The 15,013-nt window shown below is 70.1% G+C and carries 18 protein-coding genes and 1 pseudogene; 7 read left to right on the top strand and 12 right to left on the bottom strand.

Annotation, left to right across the window (positions count from 1 at the left end):
- The first annotated feature begins 159 nt into the window (after positions 1-159).
- The 3 genes from ACFXKZ_RS36025 to ACFXKZ_RS36015 all read left to right on the top strand — a co-directional run bounded on the left by ACFXKZ_RS36025 (position 160) and on the right by ACFXKZ_RS36015 (position 2,343).
- The gene (locus tag ACFXKZ_RS36025; protein ID WP_380006477.1) at positions 160-906 is read left to right on the top strand and encodes a DUF4232 domain-containing protein; all 747 of its coding nucleotides are present in this window, start codon (positions 160-162) and stop codon (positions 904-906) included.
- Positions 907-1,365: 459 nt separating this feature from the next.
- A complete protein-coding gene (locus ACFXKZ_RS36020; protein WP_380006475.1) occupies positions 1,366-1,779 on the top strand; it encodes a VOC family protein in 414 nt (137 codons plus the stop codon).
- A 129-nt stretch (positions 1,780-1,908) separates the two neighbouring features.
- Positions 1,909-2,343, top strand: a complete 435-nt coding sequence (locus tag ACFXKZ_RS36015) for a YdeI/OmpD-associated family protein (RefSeq protein WP_380006472.1) — start codon at positions 1,909-1,911, stop codon at positions 2,341-2,343.
- Positions 2,344-2,584: 241 nt separating this feature from the next.
- On the opposite strand, the gene ACFXKZ_RS36010 is transcribed toward ACFXKZ_RS36015, so the two are convergent.
- Complete coding sequence (locus ACFXKZ_RS36010) at positions 2,585-3,250, bottom strand: nitroreductase (protein WP_380006469.1); 666 nt, start codon at positions 3,248-3,250, stop codon at positions 2,585-2,587.
- 151 nt (positions 3,251-3,401) lie between these two features.
- Between ACFXKZ_RS36010 and ACFXKZ_RS36005 the strand changes: the two are divergent.
- A pseudogene (locus tag ACFXKZ_RS36005) lies at positions 3,402-3,551 on the top strand (transposase); the annotation flags it as partial.
- 33 nt (positions 3,552-3,584) lie between these two features.
- On the opposite strand, the gene ACFXKZ_RS36000 reads toward ACFXKZ_RS36005, so the two are convergent.
- Positions 3,585-4,487 carry a LysR substrate-binding domain-containing protein gene (locus ACFXKZ_RS36000; RefSeq protein WP_380006466.1) on the bottom strand — a complete coding sequence of 301 codons (903 nt, stop codon included), beginning with the start codon at positions 4,485-4,487 and terminating at the stop codon, positions 3,585-3,587.
- Positions 4,488-4,676: 189 nt separating this feature from the next.
- On the opposite strand from ACFXKZ_RS36000, the gene ACFXKZ_RS35995 reads away from it, so the two are divergent.
- Positions 4,677-4,970: a DUF1330 domain-containing protein gene (locus ACFXKZ_RS35995; RefSeq protein WP_380006463.1), complete on the top strand. Its 294-nt coding sequence runs from the start codon at positions 4,677-4,679 to the stop codon at positions 4,968-4,970.
- 386 nt (positions 4,971-5,356) lie between these two features.
- Here the strand turns inward: ACFXKZ_RS35995 and ACFXKZ_RS35990 are convergent, their stop codons facing one another.
- A complete protein-coding gene (locus ACFXKZ_RS35990) occupies positions 5,357-5,830 on the bottom strand; it encodes an SRPBCC family protein (protein ID WP_380006460.1) in 474 nt (157 codons plus the stop codon).
- A gap of 396 nt (positions 5,831-6,226) precedes the next feature.
- Between ACFXKZ_RS35990 and ACFXKZ_RS35985 the strand changes: the two genes are divergently transcribed.
- Together ACFXKZ_RS35985 and ACFXKZ_RS35980 are read left to right on the top strand one after the other, a co-directional pair.
- On the top strand, positions 6,227-6,775 hold the full coding sequence (locus tag ACFXKZ_RS35985) for a hypothetical protein (RefSeq protein WP_380006457.1): 549 nt from the start codon (positions 6,227-6,229) through the stop codon (positions 6,773-6,775).
- Between the two features lie 166 nt (positions 6,776-6,941).
- Positions 6,942-7,322 carry a hypothetical protein gene (locus tag ACFXKZ_RS35980; RefSeq protein ID WP_380006454.1) on the top strand — a complete coding sequence of 127 codons (381 nt, stop codon included), beginning with the start codon at positions 6,942-6,944 and terminating at the stop codon, positions 7,320-7,322.
- A gap of 202 nt (positions 7,323-7,524) precedes the next feature.
- Here ACFXKZ_RS35980 and fabG read toward each other — a convergent pair whose 3' ends face one another.
- The 9 genes from fabG to ACFXKZ_RS35935 form a co-directional block, all read right to left on the bottom strand.
- Positions 7,525-8,313 (bottom strand): 3-oxoacyl-ACP reductase FabG, encoded by a 789-nt coding sequence (fabG, locus tag ACFXKZ_RS35975; RefSeq protein ID WP_380006450.1) that lies wholly within the window; start codon positions 8,311-8,313, stop codon positions 7,525-7,527.
- A gap of 93 nt (positions 8,314-8,406) precedes the next feature.
- Complete coding sequence (locus ACFXKZ_RS35970) at positions 8,407-9,471, bottom strand: phosphotransferase enzyme family protein (RefSeq protein WP_380006447.1); 1,065 nt, start codon at positions 9,469-9,471, stop codon at positions 8,407-8,409.
- A 79-nt stretch (positions 9,472-9,550) separates the two neighbouring features.
- The gene (locus ACFXKZ_RS35965) at positions 9,551-10,348 is read right to left on the bottom strand and encodes a microcompartment protein (RefSeq protein ID WP_380006444.1); all 798 of its coding nucleotides are present in this window, start codon (positions 10,346-10,348) and stop codon (positions 9,551-9,553) included.
- Between the two features lie 5 nt (positions 10,349-10,353).
- Entirely contained in the window at positions 10,354-10,641 is a 288-nt protein-coding gene (locus ACFXKZ_RS35960; RefSeq protein WP_380006441.1) for a BMC domain-containing protein, read from the bottom strand.
- A 19-nt stretch (positions 10,642-10,660) separates the two neighbouring features.
- The gene (locus ACFXKZ_RS35955) at positions 10,661-10,921 is read right to left on the bottom strand and encodes a EutN/CcmL family microcompartment protein (protein WP_380006438.1); all 261 of its coding nucleotides are present in this window, start codon (positions 10,919-10,921) and stop codon (positions 10,661-10,663) included.
- Positions 10,921-11,463 (bottom strand): hypothetical protein, encoded by a 543-nt coding sequence (locus ACFXKZ_RS35950; RefSeq protein ID WP_380006435.1) that lies wholly within the window; start codon positions 11,461-11,463, stop codon positions 10,921-10,923. Before ACFXKZ_RS35950 ends, ACFXKZ_RS35955 begins: the two co-directional genes overlap by 1 nt.
- Positions 11,460-12,065, bottom strand: coding sequence for a BMC domain-containing protein (locus ACFXKZ_RS35945; RefSeq protein ID WP_380006432.1), 606 nt, complete (start codon positions 12,063-12,065; stop codon positions 11,460-11,462). Before ACFXKZ_RS35945 ends, ACFXKZ_RS35950 begins: the two co-directional genes overlap by 4 nt.
- A complete protein-coding gene (locus tag ACFXKZ_RS35940; protein ID WP_380006429.1) occupies positions 12,058-13,656 on the bottom strand; it encodes an aldehyde dehydrogenase family protein in 1,599 nt (532 codons plus the stop codon). Before ACFXKZ_RS35940 ends, ACFXKZ_RS35945 begins: the two co-directional genes overlap by 8 nt.
- Complete coding sequence (locus tag ACFXKZ_RS35935; RefSeq protein ID WP_380006426.1) at positions 13,653-14,942, bottom strand: aspartate aminotransferase family protein; 1,290 nt, start codon at positions 14,940-14,942, stop codon at positions 13,653-13,655. Before ACFXKZ_RS35935 ends, ACFXKZ_RS35940 begins: the two co-directional genes overlap by 4 nt.
- Between the last annotated feature and the right edge of the window lie 71 nt (positions 14,943-15,013).

Below are 15,013 nucleotides of genomic sequence, written 5' to 3'. Positions count from 1 at the left end.
TGTTGCGTTCTGTGACCATGTCACCGGTTGGTGACAGCGCTGTCGTGGAACGCCGACGTCGGTTCCCAGGGGGGTCGCCGCCCCGGCATGGTGATCACGCAAGCACCGGGAAGCCATGCGCCATCGAGGCTTCAACTACGCGATACCAAGGGGTTTTTCATGTCCGCCACCCGCCGCCGGACCGTCCTCGCCGCCGCGACCCTCGTCGCCGGTGTCCTGTCGATGACCGCCTGCCAGGACTCGGACTCCGGCGCCGCGAAAGGCACTTCGTCCAACACTCCGGGCGGTCAGGCGCCCGCCGCGCCCAACACGGCGAGCCCGGGCGGTAGTCAGGGCACCAACAGCCAGGGCGGTCAAGGCAGTCAGGGCGGAACCCAGAGCAGCGGCACCCAGGGCGGAGCGAATACCTCCGGCGGCCAGAGCAGCGGTGGCGGCCAGGGCACGAGCGCCGGCTCCGGAACCACCTCGGGCGGCGGCGGGAACGGCAAGACCGCCAAGTGCCGGACCGACAACCTGAAGGCCACCGCGATCGACGGCACCATCGGCGGCGACTCCGACGGCACTGTCGCGGTCACATTCAAGAACAACGGCCCGGACTGTTCGATGTCCGGCTACGCGGGCGTCAACCTGAAGACCGACGCGGGCGAGATATCCGCGCAGCGCACCGGCGCGCAGCCCGTCTCGTTCGTTCTCGAGAGCGGCAAGTCGGTGTCCTTCGGCATCAACTACCCGCTGGAGACGATGGGCGAGGCCTCCGGCCTGCGCATCACCGGCCTGGTGGTGACCCCGCCGGACGAGACGAAGTCCGTGACCCTGAACTGGCCCGGCGTCGGCAGGCTCCCCGTCAAGAGTGGTGGCGCCCCGATCAAGGTCGGCCCGATCGGCAGCGCCGGCCAGGGCGGCTGACACTCGCCGTCGGCGGCTCGATACGGCGGTCGGCCCGCCCGGGGGCCGGAAGCGCAGCGGCCGGCGAGCGGACACGCACGCATCCGCAACCGTCACCGGACATCGGGGACGGGGCCCACGCCGCGTTGCCCACGAACGGCCAGGGGGCCGCGACCACCCTGGACGACGGACATAGGCGTGATCGGATCTTGGACCAGAGATCACCGACTGCCGATGGTGGTCGGGACGCTGCGGCACCACGCCACCCACGCGGTCGGGTACCAGGCCGAAGCAGCTACCCGGCCCGGGACACCTGGGACCTGGGTTCTCGTCGGCGCGGCGCCACGACACCGAGCAGGATTCGAGAAGCCCCGGCCGCCGCGCGGCCCCTAGCGTGATGGTCATGGCAACCGCAGGGCATCCGGGCCGGGATCCGGACGCCCGGCGGGTACGACACATCCACAATGCAAGGGGCAAGGCATGAAGGCGCACGTCAGCTCGATCCTCCTCGGTGTCCGTGACATGGACCGGGCCAAGGAGTTCTACACCGAGGGGCTCGGCTGGAAGATCGAGAACGACTTCGGCATCTCTGTGTTCTTCGCATCCGACGGCGCCTCGCCGGTCGGCTTCTACGCCCGCGAGGGTCTGGCCGGCCAGGTGGGCACCGACCCCGAAGGCAGCGGCTTCAGCGGCCTGGTCCTGACCTACGTCGTCCGCAGCGAGGCACGAGTCGACGAGATCATGGCCGAGGCCCGCAAGGCCGGCGCCACGATCCTCAACCCTGCCGGCGCCCTGCCCTGGGGCGGCTACGGCGGCACCTTCGCCGACCCGGAGGGCTACATCTGGAGCCTCGGCTACAGCGCCCAGGGAACCGACCAGCCCTACGCCGAGTAGCCGCGATCCCTCACCTCAGAGCCGTCCGGAACGGCGCGGCGCGGCGTGGCACGCGCCGCGCCGTTCCGGACGTAGCCGGCGGGCCGAATCGCAGTAAGCCGGCAGAACAACACGAGAAAGACAAACATCATGAAGTTCTTGTCCCACGTCGAGCCGCCCGAGCCCATGCGGGGCCTGGAAGTTCCGCCCGAGGTGGTGGCGGCGCTCGGCGCAGGCGCGCGGCCGCCCGTGACGATCACGGTCAACGGGCATTCCTGGAAGAGCCGGGTCGCCCTCCTGCGTGGCCGCCACCTGCTCGGCCTCGGCAACGCCAACCGGCAGGCCGCAGGTGTCGCGATCGGCGAAGAGGTCGAGGTCGAACTGAAGCTCGACACCGAGCCGCGCGTCGTCGTCGAGCCCCCGGACTTCGCCCAGGCCCTGGACGACGACCCCATCGCCCGCACCGCCTACGACAACCTCGCCTACAGCCACAAACGCGAGCACGTGCGCGCCGTCGAAACCGCAAAGAGGCCCGAAACCCGCCAACGGCGCATCGCGAAGGCCATCACCACCCTGCGGGGCTGAAACCCGACGGATCCGGTGTGAGAGCCTCACATCCGTGGCCAGTGAAACCGAGGTGGGAGAGCTGTTGCACCAACGCGGTTGGCGGTCGGCATTCACCGTCGGCGAAAGGGTGAACGCGTGGGCCGCTCTGGTGGGCGTCAAGACCTTGGGCGTTCGCTTCGCTCGGCAGGCGCTATCGGCACCGCCCCGGGCACGGCATGACCCTCGGCCTCCCGAGACTACGGAGCTGCTCCGCCGGCGGTCACGTTCCGAGGAAGCTCACTGTTTCCGCCAGGTCCGCCCGGCCGGTGCGCAGCCGTGGCACGCCTTCCTTCTCGAATCCCACCGCGACACCGCAGAACAGCACGAGCCCGTCGTCGGGTTCGACGATGTGGCCGACGGTCTTGCGATACATCGTCCACATCACCTGGGGGCAGCTGTGCAGGCCTTCCGCTCTCAGCAACAGCATGACCGTCTGCAGGTACATGCCCGCGTCCCCCCACTGCCCGGGACCCATCGTCCGGTCGAGGTAGCAGAACAGCACGACGGGCGCGCCGAACGCCTCCGCGTTCACGGCAGCGATCCGGGTGGGCCTGGCGGGGTCGTCGCGCTCGATCCCCAGCGCCGCGTACCGCTGCGCGGCCGCGGCGGAAAAGCGGTCACGATAGGGCGAGGCCAGTTCGGGCGGGTACATCGGGTACTCGCGCTCGTCACCGGAGTCTCCCGCCAGCGCCCTGGCGGTCGCGAGCCTCTTCAGTTCGGCCAACGGCTCGCCGGTCACGACATACACGTGCCATGGCTGGAGGTTCCCACTCGACGGAGCCCGCGTGGCCGCGGTCAGCACCCGTTCGAGTACGTCCCTGGGCACCGGCTCGTCGCTGAACGCCCGCACGGCCCGGCGTGTGTCCACGGCTTCGTACACATCCACGTCTTCTCGTCCTCTCACCCGACGACAACCACGTCTCTACCGTCTCCGGCACCCGCGACGTGCAGCGGGGTCGCCTTCGGCGATGCGACGCGATGTACGCGGGCCGGGAGCATCGCGTGAATGTGCCGCCCTCGGCGTCGCCCCATAGGCCTTGATCGAGCCGCTGTTGCTCGCCCGGCGCAAGAATCGTGCCGGTGGTCGGCCGCCGACGACGGACCGGCGCGAGGTGGTGAACGCGGTCCTGTACGCGGCCCGCACATCCATCGGTTGGCGATACCTGCCACACGATTTCCCACCCCACGCGAGACGTCCGTCTCGCTTGGCCTCTTGCGCGTCAGTCCGGCAGCCAGTTCAGCTCGTGTGCCAGGGTTTTGGCGACGGCACGGATGCGGCGGTGGAATGGGGACTGTTCGCGTGGGAGGACCAGGTGGATCGTCAGGTTGGGCGCGCCCCGCAGCGGTCGCCAGGTGAGATCGGGCGGTGATGCCGTGACCGCGGCTTCTCCGGCCGGGGCGAGGGTGACCCCGTCGCGCAGGTCGCGCTGAGACATGTCGAAAGAGACTGCGGGCGTGTGGAATCGGGGGTGCGGTCGGGCGTCTCGGAACAGTGCGGACAGCTGATCGTGGATCACGGGGTTGGCCGCCCGGTCCGGGAGTCGCAGCGGATATGCGGCCGCGTCGGCGATCTCGATCTCCGGGTGTTCGGCCAGCGGGTGTTGCCGCGCCAGCTGGACCCCGATGCGCTGACGCCGCAGCAGGTACCGGCGCACGCCGCGGCCCGGCTGTTCACCGCGGGTGATCCCGGCGTCGATGCGGCCGTCGGCGACCGCGGGGGAGATCTCGGGGGTCGCCATCGGGACCGCGCCGACCTCGAGTCCGCTGTTGCCGCGAATCAGCCTGTCCACCAGGGCCGGTGTCGTCTCGGCCCCGGTGCTGAGGCTGTATCCGATGCGCAGCGTGCCCAGTTCACCGGCCGCCGCGCTGCGGGCGGTGTCCCATGCCCGGTCCAGCGCCGCCAGCGCGGGCGGCGCGGACTCCGCCAAAGCCGCACCGGCCGTGGTCAATACGACGCTACGTGTGTTGCGGACCAGCAGGGCCGTACCGAGTTCCGCCTCCAATCGGCGCATTCGGGCGCTGAGTGCGGGCTGTGCGATACCGATCCGTGCGGCCGCGCGGGTGAAGTTCAACTCCTGCGCCAGCACCAGGAAGTAGCGCAGGCTCACCGTATCCGGCGCCACGCGCCCTCCCTGCCGATTGATAACGATCCGTTCTGACTCTATCCCGTACCGGTCTTTCCCTCGGCCGCGTATCGAGCCCTAACCTGCGCATATGACGATCCCACCGACCGCAGTATCCGTCGCGCGGATCGATCAATCCGCGTGTCGATTCGACGTCGGACGTGTCCGGCCGAGCACAGGAGGTTTCCCATGGCCAAGGGCTACTGGGTCAGTGTCTACCCCGCCATCTCCGACCCGGAGATGCTGACCGCCTACAACGAGCTGGCCCGTCCGGCTGTCCGTGCCGGGGGCGGGCGCACCCTGTCCGTCGGCGGTCGAGTCGTCGCCCACGAGGCCGGAATCACGCAACGCGTCGTTCTGGTCGAGTTCGACAACTTCGAACAGGCCGTCGGGGCATACGAGAGCGAGGCATACCAGAAGGCTCTGGTGGCCCTCCCCGATGGCTACGAACGCGACTTCCGCATCATCGAAGGCATCGACTGACCGACGGGCCCAGCGTCCCGGTTCGTCGTCGACGTCCTCGACGACCTGATCCCTGTCGGCGGCTCACCGAGCCGGCGGTACGCACCTGACGTGTGCGGCCGAAGTACCGTTCGAGGCTTGGCGGTTCCCGGCATCCGTATACCGGAAGTCGCCCGATGGGATCCGGGCTTCGTCCTCGAAGTCCGCCTCGACCAGGGGCTGTTCCGCGTGCTGGGGCTACCGGGGACGGGCCGGCGCCTCTGTGTCGGAACAGTGGCGCCGGCTCGATCCGGGAACATACGGCGGCTTCGGCCTGGCGGGTGTCGTCGCCAAGCGCCTTTCGGCCTTGGTCGCCGCGACATGGCGCGACGACACCACCCATGCCACGGTTGTGGCCGCCGAACCCGTCAGGTCGGGTGGTGGTCGGAGACGGCGCCGAGTTCGATGTCGTATTCCAACAGGGCCTTCATGGCGCACAGGGCTGTGGCGAATCCGCCGACGGTGTCGTTCACCCAGCGCACGGCGTCGTCGCCCGAGCCCACGAAACCGGTCTCGGTGACCTCGACGAACGTGGCTCCTTCCGCGCGCGGGGTGAACCGCAGCTCGACGGTGGTCGGCTGCCCGTAGTTGCCCCACTCGAACCGGATCAGCCGGGCGTCCTGGACCTCCTTGACCCGGACGTCGGCCGATGCACCGTACGTCTCCCACTCCCAGTGCAACTCGGCGCCCGCAACCATCGGCCCGCTGCTCTTGCTGTACCAGAACCGGGAGGTCACAGCCGGGTCGGCGAAGGCGCGGAACACCTCCTCGGCGGGCTTGCGGACGATCATGCAGGCATACGCGGCAGGGGCGCGAGAGAGCGCGAGCTCAGGCGTTTCCATACGGATAATCATGCACCACGGGCGCCCTCGGCTCCGAGATTTGCACCTACGCGTCCGGGACCGCCACGGCCGCGACGCCCGGGATTCCACGGGGCAAGTACGGCCTGCGGCTTGGGCGTTCCTTCGAGAGAGCAGGGCCGCAGCAGCCGGGAGCACATCGCGGACGTGGGCTCGGCACACGACCGTGCGGACCGGCGGATCCGCCGTCGGCCGTGGCGTCGTGGGCATGGTCGCGCCGCGGATGCGGTACCGCCGTCCGGTGTTCGCCTTCGCCCGTTCGAGCGACCCGAGGGCGGGTCGCTCGGACGCCGGCGCGCGGATCGGTCACGCTCGGCCCGGACAGGCCCTCGACGATGCGGGGCGTACGGACGGACACAGAGAGCAGGGTGAGCGGCGATGTCGCGCAACGGGTCGATTCGAGGGTTCGTCGGGCGGTCGCTGACGGTGGGCTCCGCGCTGGTGGTACTGGCCGCCGGGCAGGCCTGTGCCATCGCTCCCCCGGTCACGGAGCCGGCCTCGGCGCAGGTTGCGGCCGCGGTTCGCCCGTCGGGTTCCGACCTGGAGGTCATCCGGATCGATCCGGACTCCGTCGCGCCGGGCAGCACCACCACGGTGCACGCTCTCATCAACAACGCCGGGCCGGACCGGACGGCCTCACCGTTCACCGTGGTGATCACGCTGCCGCAAGGCGTAACGCCCGAGGGCCCGTTCTTCCCGGAGGACTGCGCCGTGTTCCAGAACGGCCACCGAGTGCGCTGCGTCTTCCCCGCCGGTCTGCCGCAGTCCCGAATCGCCACGGCGGTCGTCCCGGTACGGATCGCCGACACCGTCCCCATCGGCGACCTGACCGGCGGCTACGTCGCGGTCCGCGACGAGGACGACCGCAAGCCCGGGAACGACAGGCAACCGTTCACGATCCACGTCGTGGAGACCGCCCAGGACTGAGTCGGGCCGCGGCGTAGCCGAGGCCGTGTCGCCCTGCTTTGCCATACTTGCCCGCGAGTCGAAATCGAGTCCCGACCGGGCAGCGGGAGCCACGCAGCACGAACCCGGGAGACGAGACCCGCCTCCGTGGCTGTCCGGGAGACACGTCCGCCCGGATACTGTGGCGATGACGATGACGAACCACAACGATGTCGTTCTCGATGGTCGGCTGCCCTTCATACAGCGCATCGCGCAACTCGTCGAAGTGTGGGTCCGAGACGGCCGGGGCCGCGACCACGTGGTGACCGACAAGGCGTTCTTCACCGTCTACTCCTGGTACCTCCGACACCGGGACGAGCACGATCCGGTGTTGGGGGAATTCGTCGCCGTTTCCCACGACTTCAACGGCGGTGACGACGGCTGGGAAACCATGCTGCGCGTGCGCGCCGTGTGCGCGGGCTGCTGGGACACATACCGCATGGGAAACATCTACGTTTGCACAGGATGTATGGAGTACGGCTGCGATGCCTGCGGTCCCCACCGATACTGCGCCGGCGAGCTCGTCTGACCCACGTCGTTGTCCAACGCGGTGACAGGCCGACGGCGCGAACCGCCCCGACGGTGGTGCTCCTCGCCCGTCGGCAGGCTCGCCTTCGTGGCCGGCACGATGTCGTCGCGGCGGCCGGGGATTCCCGCCGGGGCCGGTGGTCGCGGGAACGACGCGCCGGCCCCGGACCGGGCGCAACCGTCGCCCGGGCGCGGCGAAGCCGTCAGGCGCCCGCGGTGGTGACCGCGTCCAGTGATTCGGCGAGTACTTGGCCGCCGTCGACGATCAGGCCCTGGCCCGTGATGAACCCCGCGTGTTCGGAGGCCAGGAACAGCGCCGCGTGGCCGATCTCCTCGCTCGTCGCGAGCCTGCCCATCGGAATGGACCGGGCCATGTCGCGGATGTAGTCGGCACCGAGGTCCGCCACGCCCTCGGTGAGCACGTTGCCGGGCAGCAGGGCGTTGATCGTGATGCCGTGGGGGGCCAGTTCCAGGGCCGCGGCCCGTACGAAGCCCATTTGTCCGGCCTTGCTGGCCGCGTAGTGGCTCCAGCCGGGGTAGCCGGTGACGGGTCCGGTGATGGACGCGGTGACCACGACCCGAGCGTGCGCACTGCGCCGCAGGGCCGGCAGGAAGGCCGTCACGGTGAGCATGGTGCCGCGCAGGTTGACGTTGAAGACTTCGTCGATGCGCTCGGCGGTGAGGTCGGTCAGCCGCGCGCTGGGGAAGATGCCCGCGTTGCAGCAGACGACGTCGACGCCGCCCAGTACCTCGACCGCCTCGTCGGCGAGCCGCGTAATCGCCGCGGGGTCGCCGACGTCCGCCGCGATGCCGGTGACTTTCCCGCTCGTGCCGGTGAGTTCCGTCGCGGTCGCGTGGACGTCGGCGGCGTTGCGGCCGGTGATGACCACGTGGGCTCCGGATCGGGCGAAGACAGCGGCGATTCCCTTCCCGATGCCCTTCGAGCCGCCGGTGACGACGACACGGCGGCCGTCCATGGATGGGGGTGTCATGAATGCTCCTGTGGTGTTTCGGGTGGAGTCGGTCGGATGTGGGTCGGGCCCGGGCGCCGGCGCCGTGGGCAGGACGAATCCGCGGTGCGGCGGTCAGCGGCTGTTGGCCGACCGACCGCGCCACCATCGGTTCTGTTTGCCGAGGTATGCGTCCGCCAGTTCGGCGCTCGCCTCCGTGAATGCCGCGCCCTTGGCCCGCGCGAGGTCGGTGTCGGGGTGCGAGCCCAGCCAGGCGACGACCATCAGGCGTCTGAGCATGATGAAGGTCTGGATCTCGTTCTCGTCCTCGGTGGTGAGCGCGCGGACCCGGCGGTAGCCGGTGAGCCAACTGCCGATGAGGTCCGGGACCTGCGGGGACTCCTCGAGGAAGGTGAGGGCGGCGGCCAGGTCGTACAGGAACCAGCCGGACCCGCAGTCGTCGAAATCGATCACCGCGGTCCGGTCGCCGTGCACGAGAAGGTTGGCCAACCGGAGGTCGGCGTGGATCAAGCCGAATCGGCTCGGACGGGTTCCGTATCGCGACAACCGTTGGCGAATGATCGCTTCCGTGTCCGCGAGCACCCGGCGGACCTCGCCGCCGGCGCCGGGCCCGTCCTGCCACCGTCCCCAGTGCGCGTGTGTGCCGAGCATCGCGGCGAGGTCCCACCGCATCCGGGTGAACCCGGCGGGAGGCGTCCAGGTTTCGGCGTGCCGGTGCAGGCGGGCGGTGATTTCGCCCAGGCGTTCGAACTGCGGAGCGGGCACGTTCTCGTCCGGAGCGTCACCGGGGATGAGGTGGAACAGCACGGCATGCCGCCGCTGCCCGCCCGCGGTGAGCGGATCGACGCCGACGACGAGGCGGCCGTCCGAGGCGGGAATCGGCTCCGGGGTGGCGATCTCGGTCTCGTTGCGCAGTGCCGCGACCCAGGCCAGTTCGGACCGGATCTCGGCGGCCGTGTGGTAGCCGGGACGGTGGACCCGCAGGATGCGCGGGGCCGCGCCCGGCCCGGCGTGGATGCGATAGGTCGCGTTCTCCGAGAGGTTCAGCAGTTCGAGCGGGGTGTCGCGGTCGATGCCGTACGCGGGCAGGATGCGGCGTGCCAGGGAGTCGTACGGTTCATCGGCGACGGCACCGGGTGGTGTGTCGTCGCGGTCGGACTCGGGTCTTTCGGGGGACATGCCTTCTCCTGAGGGCGCGGACAGCCGAAGGGGCGGTGGCGTCGGGGGCGGTGGAGCCGGCTGGACCGGACTCGTCGGTTCAGTGGTCACGTCCCTCGACGGCCGCCAGTGCCGCGTCGATCGCGTGGCGTGCGGTGGTGACGTCTTCCAGGGTGCCGCTGATGTAGACGCGGCCGGCGGCGCCGATCATTTGCACGTCGACCAGGGTGTTCTTCGGCGCCGCGCGCTCCGCCTCGTTCGCGGCGAGGGCCGCGTACAGCGCGGGGGTCATCTCCATCACCAGCAGCGTCTGCCCCGGCAGGATCATGGATGCCTGGCGGGTGCGGTTCAGGATGACCGCGTGCTGGTCGGTGACGTCCTCGATCACGTCGGTGTACAGCAGGCGGGGCTTGAGCTGGTCGGTCGGGCTGCGGCGGATCCCGGCCTGGATGGCGGCGCCGGCGCGCTCCAGGTCGTCGGTCTTCTTGGTGTGGAGTTCGAGGATGCCGAACTGGCGTTCCACGAAGAGCAGCCCGGGTTCCGCGGTGGGTACGGCCTTGAGCGCCAGGTCGATGACACGCTCGATGGCCAGTCCGGGGGCCACTTCGATGATCAGGGCGTGGTCGCCTTCCAGGGGTGGATAGCCGCGGGCTCGCGTGGGGGTCCCCAAGTATGCGGCGAACTGCCGCTGCAGGCTGCGCAGGGTCAGGTATACGCGGAGTTCGGTCGCCGGCGCGGCGGGCTGCGACGGGGCGGCCTGCGGTGCGGCGGGCTGCGACGGGGCGGCCTGCGGTGCGGCGGGCTGCGGCGCGACAGCCGGCGCAGCGGTGCGGTCCTGCGCGGTGCGGGGGCGCCGCCGTGTGGCGCCCCCGGTCGGCTCGTCGGAGGTCGTTGTCATCGCGCTCAGCCCGTGGTGTTTCCGCCGCCGTTGAAGTGCCGGTTCACTTCGGGGTGGGGGCGGGGGATGACGTGGACGGAGACGAGTTCGCCGACCTGGGCGGCGGTGTCCGCGCCGGCGTCGGCGGCGGCCTTGACCGCTCCGACGTCGCCGTTGATGACGATCGCGACCAGGCCGTCGCCGACCTCCTCGCGACTGATGATGGTCACGTTCGCGGCTTTGACCATGGCGTCGGCGGCGGCGAACGCCGCGACGTAGCCGCGGGTTTCGATCATTCCGATGGCGTCGGACATGAGGTCCCAACTTTCGTGTTCAGGAGGTGCGGTGGGTGGTGGAGGTCTCGTCGACGGAGCCGATGATCAAGGCGTCGATCGGTGCGTTGTCGGGGAATCGGCGGGCGGCGCTCATGCCCTGGGCCACGAGTACACGTTCGCCGACGCCGGTTCCCAGGACGTCGAACGCGATGATCACCTCCGGTGACGCCTCGAATGCCACGGTCAGGAACGCGCCGGACGGAACGCCGGTGACGCGTCGGGTCGACCAGACGGATCCGGTGACGGTGCCGATGCGCATCAGGTCTCCTCCCGGTCGATGCGGATGCCGAGTCGGCGGGCCGTGTCCCGCCCCAGGGGGGTGATGACGGCGCGGGGGCCGGCGACGATGTGGTGTCCGGCGGCGGCGGCCGCGGTGACCGCGGCCTCGCCGACGGCGCCGCGCTCGATCCGATGTACGCCCTGTGCCGGAGCGGGCTCGGCACCGCGGGCGTGGGCGGGGTGAGCGTGGTCGAGCCGGAACCGGATCCTGCGGTCGTCGAGGGCTGCCCGCCCCTCGGGTGTTGCGGTGAGGTCGAGCAGCAGCCGTACGAAACGCGCGAGGTCCGCGTCGTCCCGGAGCAGCACAGGGCGGTTGTCCGGTGCGGCGACGGTAGGTGCGACGGTGGTCGGCTCGGCGGCGGTCGGTGCGACGCCGGCAGAGGGCGGCGAGCTCCCCCGGCCCGCCCCGGCGGAGGTCAATTCGGCGACCGCTTCCCGGACCGCCTCGGCGACGAGGCCGCGCAGTTGGTCCCACGAGGTCCCGACGGCCGACGCGCCGACGGCCGACGGCGTGCCGTTCACGGCCTGGCTCGCACGGCTTCGCGCGCGGCCTCCGCGGCCATGCGGACGTCGGATTCGGAACCGCTGAGGTAGACGCGCCCGGTGGCGCCCATCATGCGGTAGTCGACGACTTTGATGTCGGCGGCCTTCTCGGCCTGGTTCGTGGCGAGGATCGCGTAGGACGCCGGGGTGACCTCCAGGGTGAACAGTGACTCGCCCGGCAGGACCATCGAGCCGGACTTGTTCCGGTTGATGAGGAACGCATGTCTGGGATCGACACTCGTGATCGTCTTGTCGGCCAGGATGGTCGGGGCGGGCACCGCGGCGGGATCCGCGCCCAGTGCGTCCAGGATGGCGTCGGCGGCCGAGCGCACGGCGTCGGTGGACCGCGAGTGGATTTCGAGGTAGCCGAACTGCCGCTCGACGACCAGGATGCCGGCCTGCACATCGGCGTATTTCAGCGCCACGTCGGTGAGCGGCTCGATGTCCAGACCCGGCGCGACTTCGATGATCTGCGCCGACATGTTGGTGCGGGGCAGGCTGCCTCGCACGAAGGTGCCCAGGTAGCACATGGTCTGTGGCTGGAGTTGGTCGATGAAGATGAACGAGCGCAGTTCAGCCATGGTGGGCTCCCAGCGCGCTGTGCAGTTCGGCGCGGACGAGCCGGCGGATCTCCTCGCGCAGCAGGCCGAGTTCCCGACCGGCCGCCTGACCGTTGGAAGCGTGGGATGCGCCGACCGGCCGGGCCGTGTCGTGGGGAGCCGGACGAGCCGCCGGCGGCGTCGGCCGGGCGGTCCACGGCTGCATGCCCGCGAAGTCGTCGAACGCGACGCCGGCATCCCGGTTGTACGCCATGCGCGTGTATTGCACGAGGTGGCGCGGTTCCAGGTTCTCGCCGAGCGAGCTGCGGCCGGTGAACCCCGTACCGATGGTCATCGTGGGCGCCAGGTTGGTCTCGAATCCCGAACTGCCCAGGCTGGCACCGACGTTGACGCTGACCCGGACAACTTCCACAGCCGCTCCGAAGGCCATGACGGTGGCGCGGTCGCGGCTGTGGATGGCGGCGGAGTGTCCGCGTCCGCCCCGGCGCAGCAGCAGCCGGGCCAGTCGGATGCCGCCGGCCGCGTCGGCCACCGGGTGGAACCCCAGGACGGGGCAGAGCTTCTCCTGGGTGAGCGGTTCCTCGAAGGGGCGCTCGAACGGCGCGACGAGTACCCGCTTGCCCGGACGGATGCGGAGTCCGGCCTGCTCGGCGATCCAGGCGGCGTCCCGGCCGATGGCGGCGGCGCGCAGGCGGCCCTCGGGGTAGAGCCAGTCCCGCAGGCGGTCGCGCTCGACGGGGTCGCACACGTGTGCGCCGGCGTTCTCCAGAGCGCGCAACAGGTCCGTGGCTATGGAGTCTTCGGCCAGCAGCACCGATTCATTGGTGCACAGGACGGAGTTGTCGAACACCTTGCTGGCCACGATGCGTTCGGCGGTCGCAACGAGGTCGGCCGTGGCGTCGACGAGCACGGGCACATTGCCGGGTCCGACGCCCAGGGCCGGGTTCCCGGAGCTGTAGGCGGCGCGCACCATGGGGGTTCCACCGGTCGCCAGTACGACACTGCAGCCGGGGTCGGTGATGAGGGCATCCACCAGGGGGATGGTCGGTTCGTCGACGACCTGGACGACGTCGGCGGGTGCTCCGGCCGCCACGGCCGCCGCGTTGAGTGTGCGGGCGGCGTCCGCACTGGCGGCCTTGGCCGCGGGGTGCGGGCTGATGACGATGGCATTCCGGGTCATCAGGGCGAGCAGGACCTTGAAGTAGACGGTCGAGACCGGGTTGGTCGACGGTGTCAGGGCGACGACGACCCCTGCGGGACGGGGAATTTCCAGGATCTTGGCGTCCGCGTCGAAGCGGGCGCCGACATGGTCCTCGGCTCCGTAGCGGGCCAGGAGACCCAGCGAGCACGCCTCGTTCTTGGTGGTCTTGTCGGCGACCACGCCCATCCCGGTTTCCCGCACCGCCCATTCCGCGTAGCGGGCGGCGTTGTCGTGCCCGGCCTGTGCGGCGGCTCGTACGATGCGGTCGACCCGGGCGCGGTCGAGCGCGGCGAATTCGTCGGCTGCCCAGCGCGCGCGTTCCAGCAGGGTTCGCGCGTGTGCCGCCGGATCGGGGCCCCAATCGGTGGTGCGGGCCTCGGTGGTGCGGGTCCGGTCCCGCCGGGCGCTCACGCGGCGCGTCCGGACGTCGCTCGGGCGGCGGCGCGGGCCTGGCCGACCGCCGCGTGGAGGCGTTCGAGCAGGTCGTCGACGAGTTCGGGTGACATCAGCAATCCCGGCTTGAACTGGAGGACACGGGTGTCGAGTGTGGAGAAGATGGCCCAGACGCCGTTCTCGTACAGTGCTCGCATGACGAGTTGGGCGCCCGTGGGGTGGTCGAATTCCAGGCCGATCACCAGGCCGTTCTGTCGGATGCCGACGAAATAGTCCGGGTGATCGGACCGGATGTCGGCCAGTCCGCGGGCGAGGCGGGCGGCGATCGAGGCGACGGTTGCTCCGGTCTGCGGTCGGGCGGTGATCTCCAGGACCTTCATCGCGACGATGCAGCCGAGTTCGGCTCCGCCGAAGGTCGAGATGTGGCCGAAGCCGTCCTCGTCCAGCCAGCCGGCAACCTTGTCGGCGACGATGACCGCGCCCAGGGGGTAGAGGCCGCCGGCGGTGCCCTTGCTCGTGACCAGGATGTCCGGCGAGACGCCGGCCTTGTATATGCCCCACATCTCGCCCGTGCGCATGAGGCCGGTCTGTACCTCGTCGGCGATGTAGACGGTCCCGTACCGTTCGCACAGGTCCTTGACCCCGGCGAGGTATCCGGGTTCGGGCATCACGAAGCCGTAGGTCGCCGGGATCGTCTCCACAAGCACCGCGGCGACGTCGCCGCCGCGCAGTGCCGACTCCATCGCGGCCAGGTCGTTGAAGTCGACCTGGGGGAACTGGGACGGCTCGTCGACCAGGAACAACCGTGAGAACCGCGGGTTGCCGGCGTTGACGGCGAGTCCGGTGTGGCCGTGGAACGCGTTCCGAATGGACACGATCTTGCGGCGTTTGGTGGCGTGCCGGGCGGTCTTGAGCGCGATGTCGATCGCCTCGCCGCCGCCGGCGGCGAAGATCACCTTGCCCATGGTGCCGTCGCAGGTGGCGAGCAGGCGTTCCGCCAGTGCGGTGCGGGCGACCGACGGGAAGTGGTGATTGCCCACGTCGTAGTGGGTCATCGCCTCGTTCATGGCCGCGACCAGTTCGGGGTGTCGGTGGCCGAGGCTGTAGGTGCCGCCGTTGAGGTGGACGTCGATCAACTTTCGACCGTCGGCGTCCCAGAGGTGATACCCCTCCCGGCGATCGATGACGAGGTCGACGCCCTGGTCCAGCCAGAACTGCGTCTTGCCGGGGTTCCACGCGGCACGGGAGCGATCGAAGAAGTCGTCTCTGGATGCGTAGGAGACGAAGCCGTAGTCGCGCATCATCACTCCTTCCTCGATGGGCGGACCACGTCCGGGCCGCTGTTTTGGTTCATACCGTATGTGTACCGATTAGC

This window comes from Embleya sp. NPDC059237, from assembly GCF_042754105.1.
Taxonomy (GTDB): domain Bacteria; phylum Actinomycetota; class Actinomycetes; order Streptomycetales; family Streptomycetaceae; genus Embleya.
This window is presented reverse-complemented; position numbering and strand designations above follow the sequence as displayed.